The 13,730-nt window shown below is 68.4% G+C and carries 16 protein-coding genes and 1 pseudogene; 6 read left to right on the forward strand and 11 right to left on the reverse strand.

Going from position 1 to position 13,730, the window contains the following annotated elements; translation table 11 throughout:
* Positions 1-50: 50 nt before the first annotated feature.
* Positions 51-698, forward strand: coding sequence for a DedA family protein (locus ACWCXB_RS11165; protein WP_450721408.1), 648 nt, complete (start codon positions 51-53; stop codon positions 696-698).
* Here ACWCXB_RS11165 and ACWCXB_RS11170 read toward each other — a convergent pair.
* Positions 664-915, reverse strand: a complete 252-nt coding sequence (locus tag ACWCXB_RS11170; RefSeq protein WP_450721410.1) for a DUF2277 domain-containing protein — start codon at positions 913-915, stop codon at positions 664-666. The genes ACWCXB_RS11165 and ACWCXB_RS11170 overlap by 35 nt on opposite strands.
* Positions 916-1,191: 276 nt before the next feature.
* Positions 1,192-1,416 (reverse strand): hypothetical protein, encoded by a 225-nt coding sequence (locus ACWCXB_RS11175; protein WP_450721412.1) that lies wholly within the window; start codon positions 1,414-1,416, stop codon positions 1,192-1,194.
* A 53-nt stretch (positions 1,417-1,469) separates the two neighbouring features.
* Here ACWCXB_RS11175 and ACWCXB_RS11180 point away from each other — a divergent pair, with 53 nt between their 5' ends.
* Positions 1,470-2,108: an HAD family hydrolase gene (locus tag ACWCXB_RS11180; protein ID WP_450721414.1), complete on the forward strand. Its 639-nt coding sequence runs from the start codon at positions 1,470-1,472 to the stop codon at positions 2,106-2,108.
* A 68-nt stretch (positions 2,109-2,176) separates the two neighbouring features.
* Positions 2,177-2,635 carry a protein-tyrosine phosphatase family protein gene (locus tag ACWCXB_RS11185; protein ID WP_450721416.1) on the forward strand — a complete coding sequence of 153 codons (459 nt, stop codon included), beginning with the start codon at positions 2,177-2,179 and terminating at the stop codon, positions 2,633-2,635.
* Between the two features lie 167 nt (positions 2,636-2,802).
* Here ACWCXB_RS11185 and ACWCXB_RS11190 read toward each other — a convergent pair whose 3' ends face one another.
* Complete coding sequence (locus ACWCXB_RS11190) at positions 2,803-3,168, reverse strand: hypothetical protein (protein ID WP_450721417.1); 366 nt, start codon at positions 3,166-3,168, stop codon at positions 2,803-2,805.
* Positions 3,169-3,442: 274 nt separating this feature from the next.
* Between ACWCXB_RS11190 and ACWCXB_RS11195 the strand changes: the two genes are divergently transcribed.
* The gene (locus ACWCXB_RS11195) at positions 3,443-4,273 is read left to right on the forward strand and encodes a S1 family peptidase (protein WP_450721730.1); all 831 of its coding nucleotides are present in this window, start codon (positions 3,443-3,445) and stop codon (positions 4,271-4,273) included.
* A 231-nt stretch (positions 4,274-4,504) separates the two neighbouring features.
* On the opposite strand, the gene ACWCXB_RS11200 is transcribed toward ACWCXB_RS11195, so the two are convergent.
* The 3 genes from ACWCXB_RS11200 to ACWCXB_RS11210 all read right to left on the reverse strand — a co-directional run bounded on the left by ACWCXB_RS11200 (position 4,505) and on the right by ACWCXB_RS11210 (position 6,890).
* Positions 4,505-4,999: a DUF6083 domain-containing protein gene (locus tag ACWCXB_RS11200; RefSeq protein ID WP_450721419.1), complete on the reverse strand. Its 495-nt coding sequence runs from the start codon at positions 4,997-4,999 to the stop codon at positions 4,505-4,507.
* Between the two features lie 245 nt (positions 5,000-5,244).
* Positions 5,245-6,285, reverse strand: a complete 1,041-nt coding sequence (locus tag ACWCXB_RS11205; RefSeq protein ID WP_450721421.1) for a CPBP family intramembrane glutamic endopeptidase — start codon at positions 6,283-6,285, stop codon at positions 5,245-5,247.
* A 374-nt stretch (positions 6,286-6,659) separates the two neighbouring features.
* Positions 6,660-6,890: a response regulator transcription factor gene (locus tag ACWCXB_RS11210; RefSeq protein ID WP_450721423.1), complete on the reverse strand. Its 231-nt coding sequence runs from the start codon at positions 6,888-6,890 to the stop codon at positions 6,660-6,662.
* Positions 6,891-7,124: 234 nt separating this feature from the next.
* Here ACWCXB_RS11210 and ACWCXB_RS11215 point away from each other — a divergent pair, with 234 nt between their 5' ends.
* A complete protein-coding gene (locus ACWCXB_RS11215) occupies positions 7,125-7,637 on the forward strand; it encodes a hypothetical protein (RefSeq protein ID WP_450721425.1) in 513 nt (170 codons plus the stop codon).
* A gap of 153 nt (positions 7,638-7,790) precedes the next feature.
* On the opposite strand, the gene ACWCXB_RS11220 is transcribed toward ACWCXB_RS11215, so the two are convergent.
* The 4 genes from ACWCXB_RS11220 to ACWCXB_RS11235 all read right to left on the reverse strand — a co-directional run bounded on the left by ACWCXB_RS11220 (position 7,791) and on the right by ACWCXB_RS11235 (position 12,012).
* Positions 7,791-8,021, reverse strand: a complete 231-nt coding sequence (locus ACWCXB_RS11220) for a response regulator transcription factor (protein WP_450721423.1) — start codon at positions 8,019-8,021, stop codon at positions 7,791-7,793.
* Between the two features lie 1,627 nt (positions 8,022-9,648).
* Positions 9,649-10,677, reverse strand: a complete 1,029-nt coding sequence (locus ACWCXB_RS11225; protein ID WP_450721427.1) for a hypothetical protein — start codon at positions 10,675-10,677, stop codon at positions 9,649-9,651.
* Between the two features lie 523 nt (positions 10,678-11,200).
* Complete coding sequence (locus tag ACWCXB_RS11230) at positions 11,201-11,545, reverse strand: hypothetical protein (RefSeq protein WP_450721429.1); 345 nt, start codon at positions 11,543-11,545, stop codon at positions 11,201-11,203.
* Positions 11,546-11,616: 71 nt separating this feature from the next.
* Complete coding sequence (locus ACWCXB_RS11235; RefSeq protein ID WP_450721431.1) at positions 11,617-12,012, reverse strand: hypothetical protein; 396 nt, start codon at positions 12,010-12,012, stop codon at positions 11,617-11,619.
* A gap of 620 nt (positions 12,013-12,632) precedes the next feature.
* Here ACWCXB_RS11235 and ACWCXB_RS11240 point away from each other — a divergent pair.
* Positions 12,633-12,908: a hypothetical protein gene (locus tag ACWCXB_RS11240; RefSeq protein WP_450721433.1), complete on the forward strand. Its 276-nt coding sequence runs from the start codon at positions 12,633-12,635 to the stop codon at positions 12,906-12,908.
* Between the two features lie 435 nt (positions 12,909-13,343).
* Here the strand turns inward: ACWCXB_RS11240 and ACWCXB_RS11245 are convergent.
* Positions 13,344-13,730, reverse strand: a pseudogene (locus ACWCXB_RS11245) (YdcF family protein); the annotation flags it as partial.

Here is a 13,730-nt window from a genome sequence, read left to right on the forward strand (position 1 = left end):
CCGCTCCCCTGCGACGTCGCGGCGTTCTTTCGCGGAATCGGGGAGTCCAGGTGCTCGACAGCGTGGGGATGCTCACCGGAAGCCCCTGGATCTACGCCGTGGTGGCCCTCTCCGTACTCCTGGACGTCTTTCTGCCGGTGCTGCCGAGCGGCGTGCTGGTGATCACGGCGGCCACCGCCGCCGCTGCCGGATCCACAGCCGCCGCCGGGTCGGCGGCCGCGGCCGCCGGCCAGGTGCCACCGCAGGAAGTGCCCTCGCTGCTGGCGCTGCTGCTGTGCGCGACCACCGCTTCCGTGCTGGGCGACCTCGTCGCGTACCGCCTGGCCTGGCGCGGTGGCGCACGGCTGGACCGCGCGATCGCCAGGTCGCGCCGCCTCACCACCGCGCAGGAACGTCTCGGCGCCGCACTGGGCCGATGCGGCGGCCTGCTCGTGGTCATCGCCCGGTTCGCGCCGGGGGGCCGCTCGGTCGTCTCGCTGGGCGCGGGCGCGGCACACCGCAGAGTCCAGGACTTCCTGCCCTGGTCCGCCCTCGCGGCCGTGGCCTGGGCGGGCTACAGCGTCGGCCTCGGCTACTTCGGCGGCCAGTGGCTGGGCGCGACGTGGGTGGGCGTGGCGGTGTCGGTCCTCGCCCTCTTCGCGGCGGGCTCGCTCGCGGCGTACGTCATCCGGCGTCCGCGGGCTCCGGAACCCGCTTAGCCCCACCGGCCCCGCGCACCTCCAGCCCGTCGAGCAGCGCACGCGTCGCCTCCGCTATCTCGTCGACGGCCCGCTCGAACACCTCCCTGTTGTGCGCGGCGGGCGCCCTGAAGCCGGACACCTTCCGTACGAACTGCAGGGCGGCGGCCCTGACGTCGTCCTCGGTGGCCTCGTGCGGGAGAACGGGCGGGCGGAGGGTCTTGATGCTTCGGCACATGACTCCAGTGTGGGCCACGCCACTGACAACGCACCGCCCGCTCGGCGGGCCGTCACCGGGCAGGAACGGGAGAGGGCTCGTCGGCTCGTCGGCACGTCCGGCTCGGCGATGACGGAGGCGCGCCTTCCCGGCGAGCGTGGCCCGCGCCGACCGTCCAGCACATCCAGCGACGCAGTTCCCGGCGTGGCGTTGACGACCTCTCCGTACGCGGCAGCCTCGCCGCGCGCGTCACGGCATCACGCCATCACGGCATCACGGCGTCACGGCAAGACGCCGTCATGCTGCGTCGGCGACGGCGGGCCCCACGGCACCGGCGCCCCCACCCGCACCCGCACCCGCGTCGGCCTCGACCGCCGCGGCCCACTCCACCAACAGCCCCTGGTAGCGCGCCTCGTCCACGGCGGACAGCCGCCCGCCCGAACGGTCCCACAGCGCACGAATCTCCGCATTCACCACGGCAGCGGACCGCACGGAACCAGGCTTGCGAGGGTTGGGGGACATGCGCACAAGGCTACGGCTCCCCACTGACAACCGGCACCCGTAGTGTGGGTGCGGTGACGGAGACCATAGTTTTCGACATCGGCGGCACGCTCGTGCGTGACGACCGCTACTGGGCCTCCTGGGCCGACTGGCTCGACGTCCCCCGGCACACCCTGGCCGCGCTCGTCGGGGCCGTCACCGCCCAGGGCCGCGACAGCGCGGACGCCCTGCGGCTGCTGCGGCCCGGTATCGACATCGGCGCCGAGTACCGCGCCCGTGAGGCCGCCGGACTCGGTGAGCAACTCACCGAGGACGATCTCTACGCCGACGTACGCCCGGCACTCACCGCCATCCGCGCCCGCGGCATCCGCGTCGTCGTCGCCGGGAACCAGACCGCGAAGGCAGGCCGACTGCTGCGCGCCCTGGACATCCCCGCGGACGTGGTGGCCACGTCCGACGAGTGGGGCGTCGCCAAGCCCGCACCCGAGTTCTTCGCCCACGTCCTCACGGTCTCCCGCGCGGCCCCGCACGAGACCGTCTACGTCGGCGACCACCCTGTCAACGACGTCTTCCCCGCCAAACGCGCGGGCCTGCGCACCGCGCACCTCCGCCGTGGCGTATGGGGACACCTGTGGGCCGACGACCCCGAGGTGATCGCGGCGGCGGACTGGCGCATCGACTCACTCACCGACCTCACGGAACTCGTCGACTGACACGACGGTCAGGAGCACCGGTGCAGGACGCCGCGGCCCGCGCACCCGGGTGGTGAGGAGCCGTGGCTATGTTTGGGCACGTGACCGAGCCCTGGAATCCCGTCGGCCCCGGAATCCTCCGCCTGCCCTCCGGCCGCCTCGTCCGAGGCCGCGCCCTCCGGCGACCTCTCCCGCCCGGTCCCCCGCCCACGTACGCCCTCCACCTGTACGGCAAGAAGCCTCCGGAGGTCCCCTGGGCAGCCCACTGGCTCCGCTGGCCGGACTTCCGCCTCCCCAGTGATCCCGCGCACGCCCGGACCCTCCTCCACGAGGCATGGACCCTCGTCGCCACCGAGCGTGTCGAGATCGCCTGCGGCGGCGGCCGAGGCCGCACCGGCACCGCCCTGGCCTGCCTCGCGGTCCTCGACGGCGTTCCGGCCACCGAGGCGGTGGCGTTCGTCCGGCGCCACTACGACCGTCGGGCCGTCGAGACCCCCTGGCAGCGGCGGTACGTCCGGCGTTTCGGCGGTCGACCACGGACGTCGTAATGCTCCGACGGGCCACCGAAGCACGGGGCGATCCTGCCGGGATCGCCCTCGGTGCACAGTCACTTCGTCCCGGAAGTGAGTGACACCGGTCGCGGGGGCGCCGAACACCGGAGCGATGCCCGGCCACAGGTCTCAGGTCCCAGGTCCCAGGTCCCAGGTCTCAGGTCTCAGGTCTCAGGTGCCGTCAGACGCTCGGCGTGTGCTTCCTCCTCGGCGGTCACGTCACTGCGCCGACTGCTGTGCAGCCGCCAGCGGGTGACCGCCCCGTCCGGGCCCTGCATCTCGCCGGCGGACAGGGCGAGGTCGATGCGGTCGCGCACCACGTGCTCGGTGGCGGGTTCCGTCGCGAACAGCGTTCGCAGCACCACCCGGTCCCCCATGCGTTCTGCTCGGGTGTGGTGCGCGGCCAGCGGGCACGGCGGCGGGTGTTCCCAGTGTCCGCACAGCGCGGTGGTGATCGCCGCCCCTGGCGCCTGCAGGTCCGCGTCCGGCTGCATGACGAGGACCGCCTCGTGGACGTAGGTACGCCGCATCGGGTCAGTATGCCCATCTCCGGGGCGCCCGGACGCCTCTCGGGTGCCCCGGCCGCCTCTCTCCAGTGCCCGGCCGCCGTCGACGCTCTTGTGCCCGGCTCCGGACTGCCCGATACTCCAGCGCAGCGCTTGTCGGGGACACGTCACCAGCCCTCGGTCCCCGGCTGCGCCTCACGGGCCCCTCACCCCCCGGGCCCCTCCCATCCCCAGGAGGAGATCTGTGAGGAACGAGCGCACCACCACCCCCCGTGGCGGCACCGCGAGACGCATCCGGATGCTCGCTGCCGCGTTCGGCCTGGCAGCCGCCACCGCGGTCGCCCTGCCGAGCGCCCATGCGGCCACCCCGCAGACGTACAGCGCCGCCCAACTCGGCCGGGTCACCGCCGCAGTGGAGAAGGCCGACGTCGGCGGCACCGCCTGGCATGTCGACAACGCGTCCGGCCGCGTCGTCGTCACCACCGACAGCACCGTCTCCAGCGCCGGGATCGCCAAGATCAAGAAGGCGGCGGGCGCCGATGCGGGCGCCATCAAGGTCGAGCGGGCCTCGGGCGTCTTCACCCCGCTGCTCTCCGCGGGCGACGCCATCTACGGTGGCGGCTACCGCTGTTCGCTCGGGTTCAACGTCGTCAGCGGCAGTACGTACTACTTCCTCACCGCCGGCCACTGCGGTGACGTCGCCAACGCCTGGTACACCAACTCCGGCCTGACCACGCTCATCGGCCCGACCATCGGCTCCAGCTTCCCGGGCAACGACTACGCCCTCGTCCGCTACGACAACACCTCGCTCAGCCACACGGGCGGTTTCAGCGCCGCGAACGCCTACGTCGGTGAGCCGGTCAAGCGCACCGGCTCCACCACCGGGACGCACAGCGGCACGGTCACCGCGCTGAACGTAACCGTCCACTACAGCGGCGGCGGCACGGTCCGCGGCATGATCCAGACCAACGTCTGCGCCGAGCCCGGCGACTCCGGCGGCCCGCTCTACGACGGCAGCAAGGCGCTCGGCATCACCTCCGGCGGCAGCGGGAACTGCTCCTCCGGCGGCACCACGTTCTACCAGCCCGTCCCCGAGGCGCTGAGCAAGTACAACGTCAGCCTCTACTGACACCCTCCACCAGCGCCGTACGCACCAGCACACGCGACGGCAGCACCGGGCGAAGCCCCCACGGGCCCCGTGGGGGCTTCGCGCTGACGGCGCTCTGCGTCGGGCGGCGGCCGACTTCCGTTGCCGGGTGTCCTGCTGATGGCGGACGGGGTCGGTTGGCCTCACGACGATGAGGCTTCCGCCGCTTTCGGATCGCGCCCACGAGGCCCCGCCATGATCCGAGTGCTTTCGCTACAGGCCCCGGGCTCGTTCCTGCTCGACCTCGTCCATGGCATCCGGGTCGAGGCACACCGCCCGGTGGGCAGGGCGTACGAGGTCGCCGGGAAGGGGTTCGATTCCGCGGACCCGCACGGCCACGACGTCGATGGGGATGCCGGAGTGACGAGCCCGGAGGGTCACGAGCCGCCAGCGGTAGCGAGGAGGCACCTCTTTCACCGGGTGATCCCTGGTGGCGAGATGGACCCACCGGTCGTAGTTGGTGGGGTAGGGCAGGACCTCGGCGTTGCAGTGCGGGCAGCAGGGTGGCTCGTGCGGCGTCACGTCGTCCCGCTGCGGCCAGGGCCTGTCCGTGGCACCCTCATGGATGGCGATCTCGTTGGCGTACGCGTCCCAACAAGGTTCGCAGAGCAGGGCCATGAGACTGATACGGCCGCGTTCGCCCACCGTGGGGCCGTCGTCGCCGCACCGCTGACAAACGATCCCGTGATTGCCCCGAATCGCCCCCATGAATTCGAGAGTGAGCAAGGACGTTCAGGGCCGAAAGGGCGCGTTTAGGTCGCATCGGCGCGCGGCGGTTGACCGTTCCACTGACGTCAATTGCCGTCTGCTGACGTCGGATGCGCGTGCGCACGCGGATGCGGGGTGGATACGGAGGTGGGGTGGATGCCAAAGGCCCCGGCCGTGATCGGCTGGGGCCTTTTCGCTGGTGGGCGCGGACGGTTCCGTACCGTCGGCATCTGCTTCGTACATCCTCAGACCGCGGCGACGGGCACAGGCTCCGCCTGCCGGGGAGCGGGCTCAGGGGTGGTGCGTTCGATGCGGAATCGGCGACTCAGGCGCAGGACCGCCACCGCGTACAGCGGCATCACGATGGCAGTGGCCGCCAGTATGACCCACGGGGCTTCCGAGATGTTGACCCTGAGGGCACTGCCGATCCCGCCCACGAACATGACGGAAAGAAGGAGGACGAAGACGTTGTTGGCCACGTGGTAGGCAATGGCCGCCTCCAGGCCACCCGTACGGTTCACCAGCACGCCCAGGACGAGGCTGAACAGCAACAGGTCCGCGAAGCCCCAGGGCGTGCCAATGCCGTGCCCCAGGGCGAACAGCCCACCCGCCACGATGAGGCCGACCCAGGGGGTGCGCAGGTAGCAGCCGAAGATCTGGGGGATCCAGCCGCGGAAGACGTACTCCTCGGCGGCGGCCTGGAACGGCACCAGCAGGACGACGACCGCGGCTGCGGTCAGGAACGCCGGCCAGCCTGCCCAGACGACAGGCGGCGTCGGCTCGGACGCTCCGGGCCCGGCTACGGCGTCGAAGGCGACGGCCAGGCCGAACACGAGCACGACCGCGGCCACAGCCACACCCAGGCAGACCAGCAGCCAACGCCAGCGCAGCCGTCCGGTGACCGAGGACAGAGTGCCGGCGGGCCGGCGTTGCACGAAGCGCGCGGCTATCACCACCGCCGGGATCATCAGCGCGAGTACGAGCGTCAGAGCGGCGAAGTCCCACAGAGGCTCGGCGAACATCGTGTCGCCGCCCGCGGCCGGCTCGACCCCGGCCAGCAGGGCGACCTGGGCCACTCTGTCCACCGCGGGCGTCAGGAACAGCCACCAGACGACCACGGCGACCAGCATGGCCACCAGCGGACGCCACCAACGATGGAGCTCGGTCCGCGCCAACCGGGGATAGGACACTCCGGCCGGTGCGGCGATCAGTTGCGCGTTCGCCGGGGGTTCCTGGACGGCCTCAAGGGACGCTCCGCCCTCCTGTACGCGAACGAAAGTGCTCATGGATTCCACCTCGATGTCAAAGGCTTGGCTGAGGTCTCATCTCGTGATGCGACCTGTAGATCAGGAGACACGAAGCGGATGATGGCCGTCATGCCCCAAAAAATCGGGACTTGACGGGAGCCGATGCCTTTGCTGGGCGAGGGCCGGCGCGGGCGTCGGCGAGCCCAATTCGCCGCCGCAGCACCCGATATGCACGAAGGCGCCGGGGGACGACGATGCTCCTCGCTGCCGCGAGGGGGCCGCTCCCCGCGTCGCGGTCCGTTGGCGTCGGAGGCACATGGCAAAGCCCCCGGCCTTGATCGGCTGGGGGCCATTTCACTGGCGTCGCGGTTCGACTGCTCCTGCCCGGTCGGTCGGGCTCGGGTGGCCGGGTGTCACAGCCCGAGGGAGATGGCCAGTCGGGTGAGTTCGGCCGTGCTGTTGATGTTGAGCTTGGCCCGGATTCGGCGGAGATAGGCGTCGACCGTGTGCTTGGAGAGCCCCATGTGGCGGGCCGTCTGCAGGTAGGTGCGACCGGCGGCGATGTGCCGCAGCGTCTCCTGCTCACGCGGAGCCAGCACAGGCGCGGGGGCTTCGGTGGACGGCGTGGCGAGTGCGAGGCTCATGCGATTTCCTCCGACGGATCGGCTCGGTCATCACTGCTCACGACCTCGGAAGCAGGGGATACGTGTCTGAAGTGCCTGAATAGAGTCTTTTGTCCTCTTTCCAAAAGCCTGCCCGGGCGACTTCACCACGGTGTCCGCCGACTGTCACAGCCGCGTCACAGGGCACATCCACGTGGCGGCCACAGGCCATCACAGAGAAGAGTCAAATGGCTACAGAGGCGATGTGTTGACCCGATGGGCCTTTTCGACAAACTGACCGGCACCAAGCGCCCCAGCAGTGGTGTCGCACCGCATTCCACCAAGGAAGTCCGGGCGGCGCTGCTCAGGCTCAACCAGCCGGACGTGCCCTACGTCGTGCGCGACGGCACCCCGGAGGGTGCCGACTTGGTGGCGGAGTGGCGGATCCTGGAGCCGGCCTGGCAGACCTTCTTCGCTCGGACCCAGGTGAACCAGGCCCTTCAGATCCGGATGCGCTTGATCCCGGCGGACCACGAGGTCCGTGCCCTCGACCGGCAGTGGGAGGTCACGTGGGTCGGGGGCACGGCCAGACTGGCACTGTCGGCCGAGTACTCCCGCGGGCAAGTGAACACGGTGTCCCGGCGCTGGACGATCGGGCGGGGTGCCGAGGGCGGTCTTGAGGCGACGGAGACGTTCCGCTTCGACAACTCGACGCTGAAGGATCCCCTGCAAGACGCGGCCCTTGGGGCGGGATGGACCTGGCGCGGAGTAGTGTCCGGCAAGCTGTGATCGGACTGAAGGCGGTCTCCAGAAGGCCATTCCACTGCGTTTGCACTGGTCAGCGCGGGGGGTGCGGACGGTTTCGAACCGTGCAGCCATGGCGATACCGGTGCCGCGGATCGACTGCTCCTGCCCGGTCGGTCGGGCTCGGGTGGCCGGGTGTCACAGCCCGAGGGAGATGGCCAGTCGGGTGAGTTCGGCCGTGCTGTTGATGTTGAGCTTGGCCCGGATTCGGCGGAGATAGGCGTCGACCGTGTGCTTGGAGAGCCCCATGTGGCGGGCCGTCTGCAGATAGGTGCGACCGGCGGCGATGTGCCGCAGCGTCTCCTGCTCACGCGGAGCCAGCACAGGCGCGGGGGCTTCGGTGGACGGCGTGGCGAGTGCGAGGCTCATGCGATTTCCTCCGACGGATCGGCTCGGTCATCACTGCTCACGACCTCGGAAGCAGGGGATACGTGTCTGAAGTGCCTGAATAGAGTCTTTTGTCCTCTTTCCAAAAGCCTGCCCGGGCGACTTCACCACGGTGTCCGCCGACTGTCACAGCCGCGTCACAGGGCACATCCACAGGCGCGCCGCCCTGCTCACTCGCCGACTGCCGCCGCAGCTTCGGCGCCTGCCGCCCGGGCGGAGGTGCCGGTGGCCTGGAAGGTGCGGCGGTAGGCGAGAGGTGAGACGCCCGGTTCGGCGCTGCGCGCGGGCCCGCGGCTGTCTCGGTGAGGCAGATGCGCTGTTTGGTCAGAGGGTCCAGGCCTGCGTAGACACGGACCTCGAAGGTTCTCCGCGCCGCCTGCTGCTGCCCCGCTGTCGGGTCTGAGGATCATGCCCGGACCGTATTGATGGGCGTCGTGATGGGCATACGGAACCAGCCAGAGCGCCTGTCCGGCGTTCTGGCTGGTCAGCAGTGGTGGGCGCGGACGGTTTCGAACTTCGCCTTGCCAGCTCGCACCGCTGTTGACCGTCCTTCTCCGCCTGATCTGGTGTGCTTCTCGTGCGAGAGCCGTGCGCTGCCTGGCCGTGGTTAGCAGCGTCTCAAGCGCGGTTCATGCAATCGCGGGTGGCTTGTCGACGTCATGTCCTGGCGTGACCACAGGGAAGCCGGGGCGATTCAGCTGGGTCCCATGGGCAGCCTCGGCACTCTTCGGGGCTTCGATGGCTTGCGTCTCGTGGGAGTTGACTGTCTGGGCGCGTGCATATTGCGATGCAGGGTACGAAGCCGGCGGGCGCTTCGAGCTGACCATTCTGCTGGTGTTGATAGTGCCGCTCGGGGGCCTGTGCGGTGTGACAGCGTGGGCAGTCGGTCGGCTCGTGACGTTTCGCGCACCCAAGGTCCTACGAGTCTGTGTGTCGTTGATGTTGGTGATCGTCGTGACTCTCTCACTGGCCTGGTGGTTCTTCGCGACGAAGGGGACGCTGGACGGTTATCCCGGAGACTCCGGTCTCTGCCCCGCGACAAACATCCCTCCTCAGTGGCCCCACTGGATTCCTGCCTGACGCTCTAATCCGTGCGCACTGTCGATGTGCCTGCGCCCCGCTCGCGTCGGCACAGGGGGATCACCTCGATGCGAACTACGGGCGGGGCGGTCGCTGAGGTCTGCTGGGCTGGTCGCTCGGCCCCTTGGGTCGACGAGCAGATCAAGAAGGTCCGGCCGGCAGAGTCAGCTGCCGAAGGCCCCGACGGGGTATCTGGCACGTAAGTGGCACGACGCCTCTCCCCCCGCCCACATCGCGAAGGAACGAACAAGGCCCAGGCTTCCCGTTTGCTACCGGTGACCTGGGCCTTCGTCGTACTTCCTGCTGGTGGGCGCGGACGGTTTCGAACCGCCGACATCCGCTTTTGTAAGTTCGTTCGTACCCTGTCTATGACGCGCCGGGCTCATGAAGAAGAGGCCACGAGCGACTGCCAAGGGCTGTGAGCGTCCACCGTCGTTGATTTCAGCGGTAGATGTCACGCGCCTCTCGATGCGAGCTACAGGCGGGCGGAGCCTCACGCCACTTGTCGAGCCGCGGAGGCCGCGGGCTCCTAGTCCTCAGCCTCCACCTTGGCTACCTCAAGCGTCTGGAGCGTCGCGCCCCTCTCCTTGAGGCTTTCTGCCACAGCCTCGGTCTCGAAGTCCCAGGTGAGCACACCAACTGCTGCGTGACCTTCGTCGAGCTCGCGGCCGATGCGCTCCACGTCCTCGTTGGTCATCTTGAGGCCTTTGTGGAAGAACTCGCCGATGATCCCGCCTCCGACCCCGCTCGCGAGGGCACCCCCGACCAGCGAGAGACCGCCTGTGGGTATCGCCGCGATCACGCCGAGGGCTACACCGACACCCATGCCTTTCTTCCCGGCTCTCCGTCCGAGCTTGTGCTCCTTGATCTTGCCGTGCTCGTCCTTGACGAGCACGCCGATCGCGTCGACCTTCATGTACTCGCTGGCCATTTCCCAGCTCTTCAGCGCGTTGGCTGCCCGGTCGGCGGCGTCCTCGTCGGGGAAGAACGCGAGGACGAGTTGCTGCTTGTCTCCTCCCACGTCCTCCCTGAGCTTCCGCGGAGTCACAGCCTCTTCTCGCGAGATCCCATGACGCTCGAGGTACGCGAATATCTTCGCGCCGCCGTCGGACATCCCGTCCAACTCGGACTTGAGCCAGTCCCGCATCGCGTTCTCGTGCTCGAGCAGGTCCTCTGCGAGGGCCTTCAGCTCAGGGGTGTGGGCACCCTTGCCCATCTGCATGTACAGCGGATCGGCCTCTCGGGTCTCTTCGACCGCCACCTTTGCCACGCTTTTGAAGGAGTGAAGGCCTCGCGCGAGCGCCGCTCCTTCCCTCCCCAGCTTCTCGGCCTGCTCCAGGGTGACGTGCACGCCGGCATCGTGACCGAAGGGCTCGCAGTAGTGGACGTTGAACCATTCCATCGTCGCGCACGCCGTGAACAGCCTGGCGTGATCGGGATACATATCGGCCAGGGTCTCAAAAAGGCCCACACCGAAAAGCTCACCCTCCCAAGAGATCTTCATCAAGTCTCGCTCAGTCCGGCCCCCGGCGAATCGATGCTTCTCCACAAAGGTCATGTGCATGCGCCTCCGGATCTATCGCGCTCGCAACCTTCGCGGGGCTCCAGCAGGCGGCAACCCTTCGAGGGGCCTTCGGAATCGAAAGACACATGCGCGGCCAGTGGTCGGCCGAGACCGTCAGAATCAGACGGGCACCAGCTAACTCATTGCACCTAGCAACCACGCCACGTGATCGAAGCTCTCGACACACGCCGTAGCGAGCTACACCTCAGTTATCGCTTTGAGCCTCAGTACCAGTAAGACACCACCGCGTCGGCTTTACCACCGGCCCCCGGGCAGGTGATCTTGCCGCCGTAGCGTCGTAACCGCAGCGTGCCCGTCGCGGTCACCATGAGCGTCTACACGCAGGGACCGGCTGCTCAGGAGGCGGCCCGGCCGTGAGTAACCGCCACCTATGAGGCATCTGCCCAGCTCGTCCCGTCTGGAAGCCGCGACGGCCGTTGCGAGCGTGTGGGCCCCGTGGTCGCCCTCGATTGACCGCGGCTGACCGCTGGATCTGGCACGGATCTGGCACGCGGGCTCAGAGCTCGATGCGCTCTTCAATGGCGCGGTCGGCAGGTTCTCCGTATCTCAGCACGACGTGCGCCGGCCGAAACGGGAGCGCCCGCAGACCAGGCGCCATCACCCGGTACAGGGCGTCCGCATCGGGGCCGTAGGCCAAAAGCACAAACTCACCCCCACCGAACTCGTTGCCGTCGACCTCACCGACACCGGCGGCCTTGACCGTGGCTCCCATGGATCGTTCGGCTTCGAAGACCAAGGACCATTGATCAGGTTCGCCAAGGTCGTCGCCACCGAGTTGGAAGCGAGCGATCACGGCGTGCTCCGCGGGTGGCTCCGGCAAGTGGAAGAGTGCGTCCTGCATGGCAGCACCATCCAACCGGGCTCTGCACTCCCCTGTACTCGGGCTCACCTATGGGGCACAACCAGCCCTCGCTACCAAGACAGTCGCGGGTCCTGCTCGTGCTCGGGGGAATGCTGGGGCAGCCCGCGGTCCGGCCCGTCCGTCCGCCACAGGGATCCGGGCCGAGGGCTGTCGTCCCACCACGACGGCGGCGGGACGTGGACCCTCTGTGTGCGCGGGATCGACACCTCGACCAGCGCGCCGTCCTGGAACATCCACAGCCCGAAGCAATCATCGTCTTCGTCGTGGAGCATGACCTGGACACACTCCGGCCGGTTCCACGGCAGCGCCTCCAGGTCTGCGAGGACCCCGCGGCGCTGGCTCTCCCGGTAGAACTCGAGGTACCACCCGCCGACGAACCAGTCGGGTATCCGCTCGAAACTGCCGCGCCAGGTGCGCGTCTCGTCGGACCGCGTCAGCGGCTCCATCACCTCGTCCTCGACCGTTTCTACCCACGGCTCTTAAGCCTCTCGAGTCCGACACCGTCGCTCGTTTCTTCAGCTGCCAGCATCCGGCTCTTGGGCTGCGACACCCGCTTTGTAAGTTCGATCCGAACCCGCTCCGGAGGCCGTCGTCGACGGGTGCGACAGCCGGACAGGGGTGCTGGTGTACACCTTCGTCCGGCGTCGTTGATGTCAGCCGTGGATGTCAGAAGCCTTCTGATCCGTAGCTAAGAATGGATCGGTCATCCAGAGTCATTACGGCCGCTTTCGGGCCGCTGTCGACTTCATGGCGGGCGCTGTCGGTTGCTGTCGCTCCTGTACGGAGGGGGGCGTGCGCCTCATCATCACCAGAGCCACCAGCGGGGTAAGTGCCCTTGACCTGCCGTGGTGGTGCTTGTCGCGGTTGCTGGTCCAGGGCGGGGGAGCCCGTAGATGGCCGCGACTTACCAATAGGTCGGGCACGCATCGGGCACGCGTTCAGCTGCACGGGTTGACGCAGTCCAGGCCATGATCCTATTGTCCGCCTTGCGCGTGGTTGCAGCCGACGGCAATGAAAGCCGACCGGATTCTGATTAATGCCGAAATCTGAGTAAGTGAGGGTAGTCGTGGGGGTGCTGCTCTCGTACCTGGTCCTTTTCCTTATTGAATGCGGCTTGATGGCGCTGCAGATTGTCGGCGCGTTCCTGATCATGTTGAGTGCCGCTCTGTTTATCCGGCGCTTCGCTATTGCGCGCAAGCGTCGACCCGATGACCACTTCCCGAAAGCGACGCCAATGGCGCCATATGTGCTTGGCGGCATCGGCATTTGCTTGCTGGTTCCTACTTCGGCAGCGCTCTTCATCGGGAGGGAGTTGGGCATTTTTGAAACCTGGGCGATATAGGCCGAAACCGTTGTGGTCTGCGGGGGCATCGTCGGCCTGCCGAGGCTGGTAGCGGTCGGCTGCGGGCGCGGTGGTTGCTGGGAGCGCGCCACTGTACGAACGACCTGGACGCCAGGGCCCGTGTCTGTTCGGCTCTGCCTGGGTCGATGGCAGGCGGGATGGGAGCCCCCACGCTCACCACGACCGGCCCGCAGCCGCCCGCGGTCCCCCTCCATCCCGGAGCCTGAGCGCCCCCGCCGGAGGCATCGTTCTGACGTGAACGTGGAGCAATCGCCCTGACCAGACGGGCCTTCTCGTCCATCAACCCGAGCCGTCAGGTGTGCGGGCCGGTGCCCGGGCCGCCGCTGGCGAAGACATGAGCGGCGGCCCGGGCGCCGGGCCGCACGCGCCGCGCGTGCGCGGCGGGTGCCTTGAACCCGTAGAGAAGGTTTTTACTCACTCCGCCTGAGAGGCATCAGGGATAAGCCGACTCGTGAACCCCTGGGCACACAGGCGTTCGTAGGCGTCTTGGACATCCTGAGGGACCGCCTGGCTGATCATGAAGCCCTGGGCGGGGTAGATCAGCAGGCGCTGAAGCGCTCCGACCAGCATGTCGACGACCAGGCAGGCGTCGCCGATCGAGTCGATGTAGTCGGCCAGGGTCATGGGCGCTGACGCACTGACGAACTCGACGTCCGGCCACAGCTTGGGGGCCGTGGCGTAGGCCCGTCGCTCCTCGTACGGCTTGCTCACCAGCAGCACGGACGACACTGGGACGCCGTGCTCCTCCAGCAGTGCGCGCGAGAAACGGATGTTCTCTCCGGTGTTCCGGGCCTGAGGTTC

The organism is Streptomyces sp. NPDC001514 (assembly GCF_053597075.1).

Coding starts and splice junctions, on each gene's coding strand:
- ACWCXB_RS11170 (WP_450721410.1), bottom strand. CDS start 915: ATGTGCCGAAGCATCAAGACCCTCCGCCCGCCCGTTCTCCCGCACGAG.
- ACWCXB_RS11175 (WP_450721412.1), bottom strand. CDS start 1,416: ATGTCCCCCAACCCTCGCAAGCCTGGTTCCGTGCGGTCCGCTGCCGTG.
- ACWCXB_RS11185 (WP_450721416.1), top strand. CDS start 2,177: ATGTTTGGGCACGTGACCGAGCCCTGGAATCCCGTCGGCCCCGGAATC.
- ACWCXB_RS11190 (WP_450721417.1), bottom strand. CDS start 3,168: ATGCGGCGTACCTACGTCCACGAGGCGGTCCTCGTCATGCAGCCGGAC.
- ACWCXB_RS11195 (WP_450721730.1), top strand. CDS start 3,443: ATGCTCGCTGCCGCGTTCGGCCTGGCAGCCGCCACCGCGGTCGCCCTG.
- ACWCXB_RS11200 (WP_450721419.1), bottom strand. CDS start 4,999: ATGGGGGCGATTCGGGGCAATCACGGGATCGTTTGTCAGCGGTGCGGC.
- ACWCXB_RS11205 (WP_450721421.1), bottom strand. CDS start 6,285: ATGAGCACTTTCGTTCGCGTACAGGAGGGCGGAGCGTCCCTTGAGGCC.
- ACWCXB_RS11210 (WP_450721423.1), bottom strand. CDS start 6,890: ATGAGCCTCGCACTCGCCACGCCGTCCACCGAAGCCCCCGCGCCTGTG.
- ACWCXB_RS11215 (WP_450721425.1), top strand. CDS start 7,125: ATGGGCCTTTTCGACAAACTGACCGGCACCAAGCGCCCCAGCAGTGGT.
- ACWCXB_RS11220 (WP_450721423.1), bottom strand. CDS start 8,021: ATGAGCCTCGCACTCGCCACGCCGTCCACCGAAGCCCCCGCGCCTGTG.
- ACWCXB_RS11225 (WP_450721427.1), bottom strand. CDS start 10,677: ATGACCTTTGTGGAGAAGCATCGATTCGCCGGGGGCCGGACTGAGCGA.
- ACWCXB_RS11230 (WP_450721429.1), bottom strand. CDS start 11,545: ATGCAGGACGCACTCTTCCACTTGCCGGAGCCACCCGCGGAGCACGCC.
- ACWCXB_RS11235 (WP_450721431.1), bottom strand. CDS start 12,012: ATGGAGCCGCTGACGCGGTCCGACGAGACGCGCACCTGGCGCGGCAGT.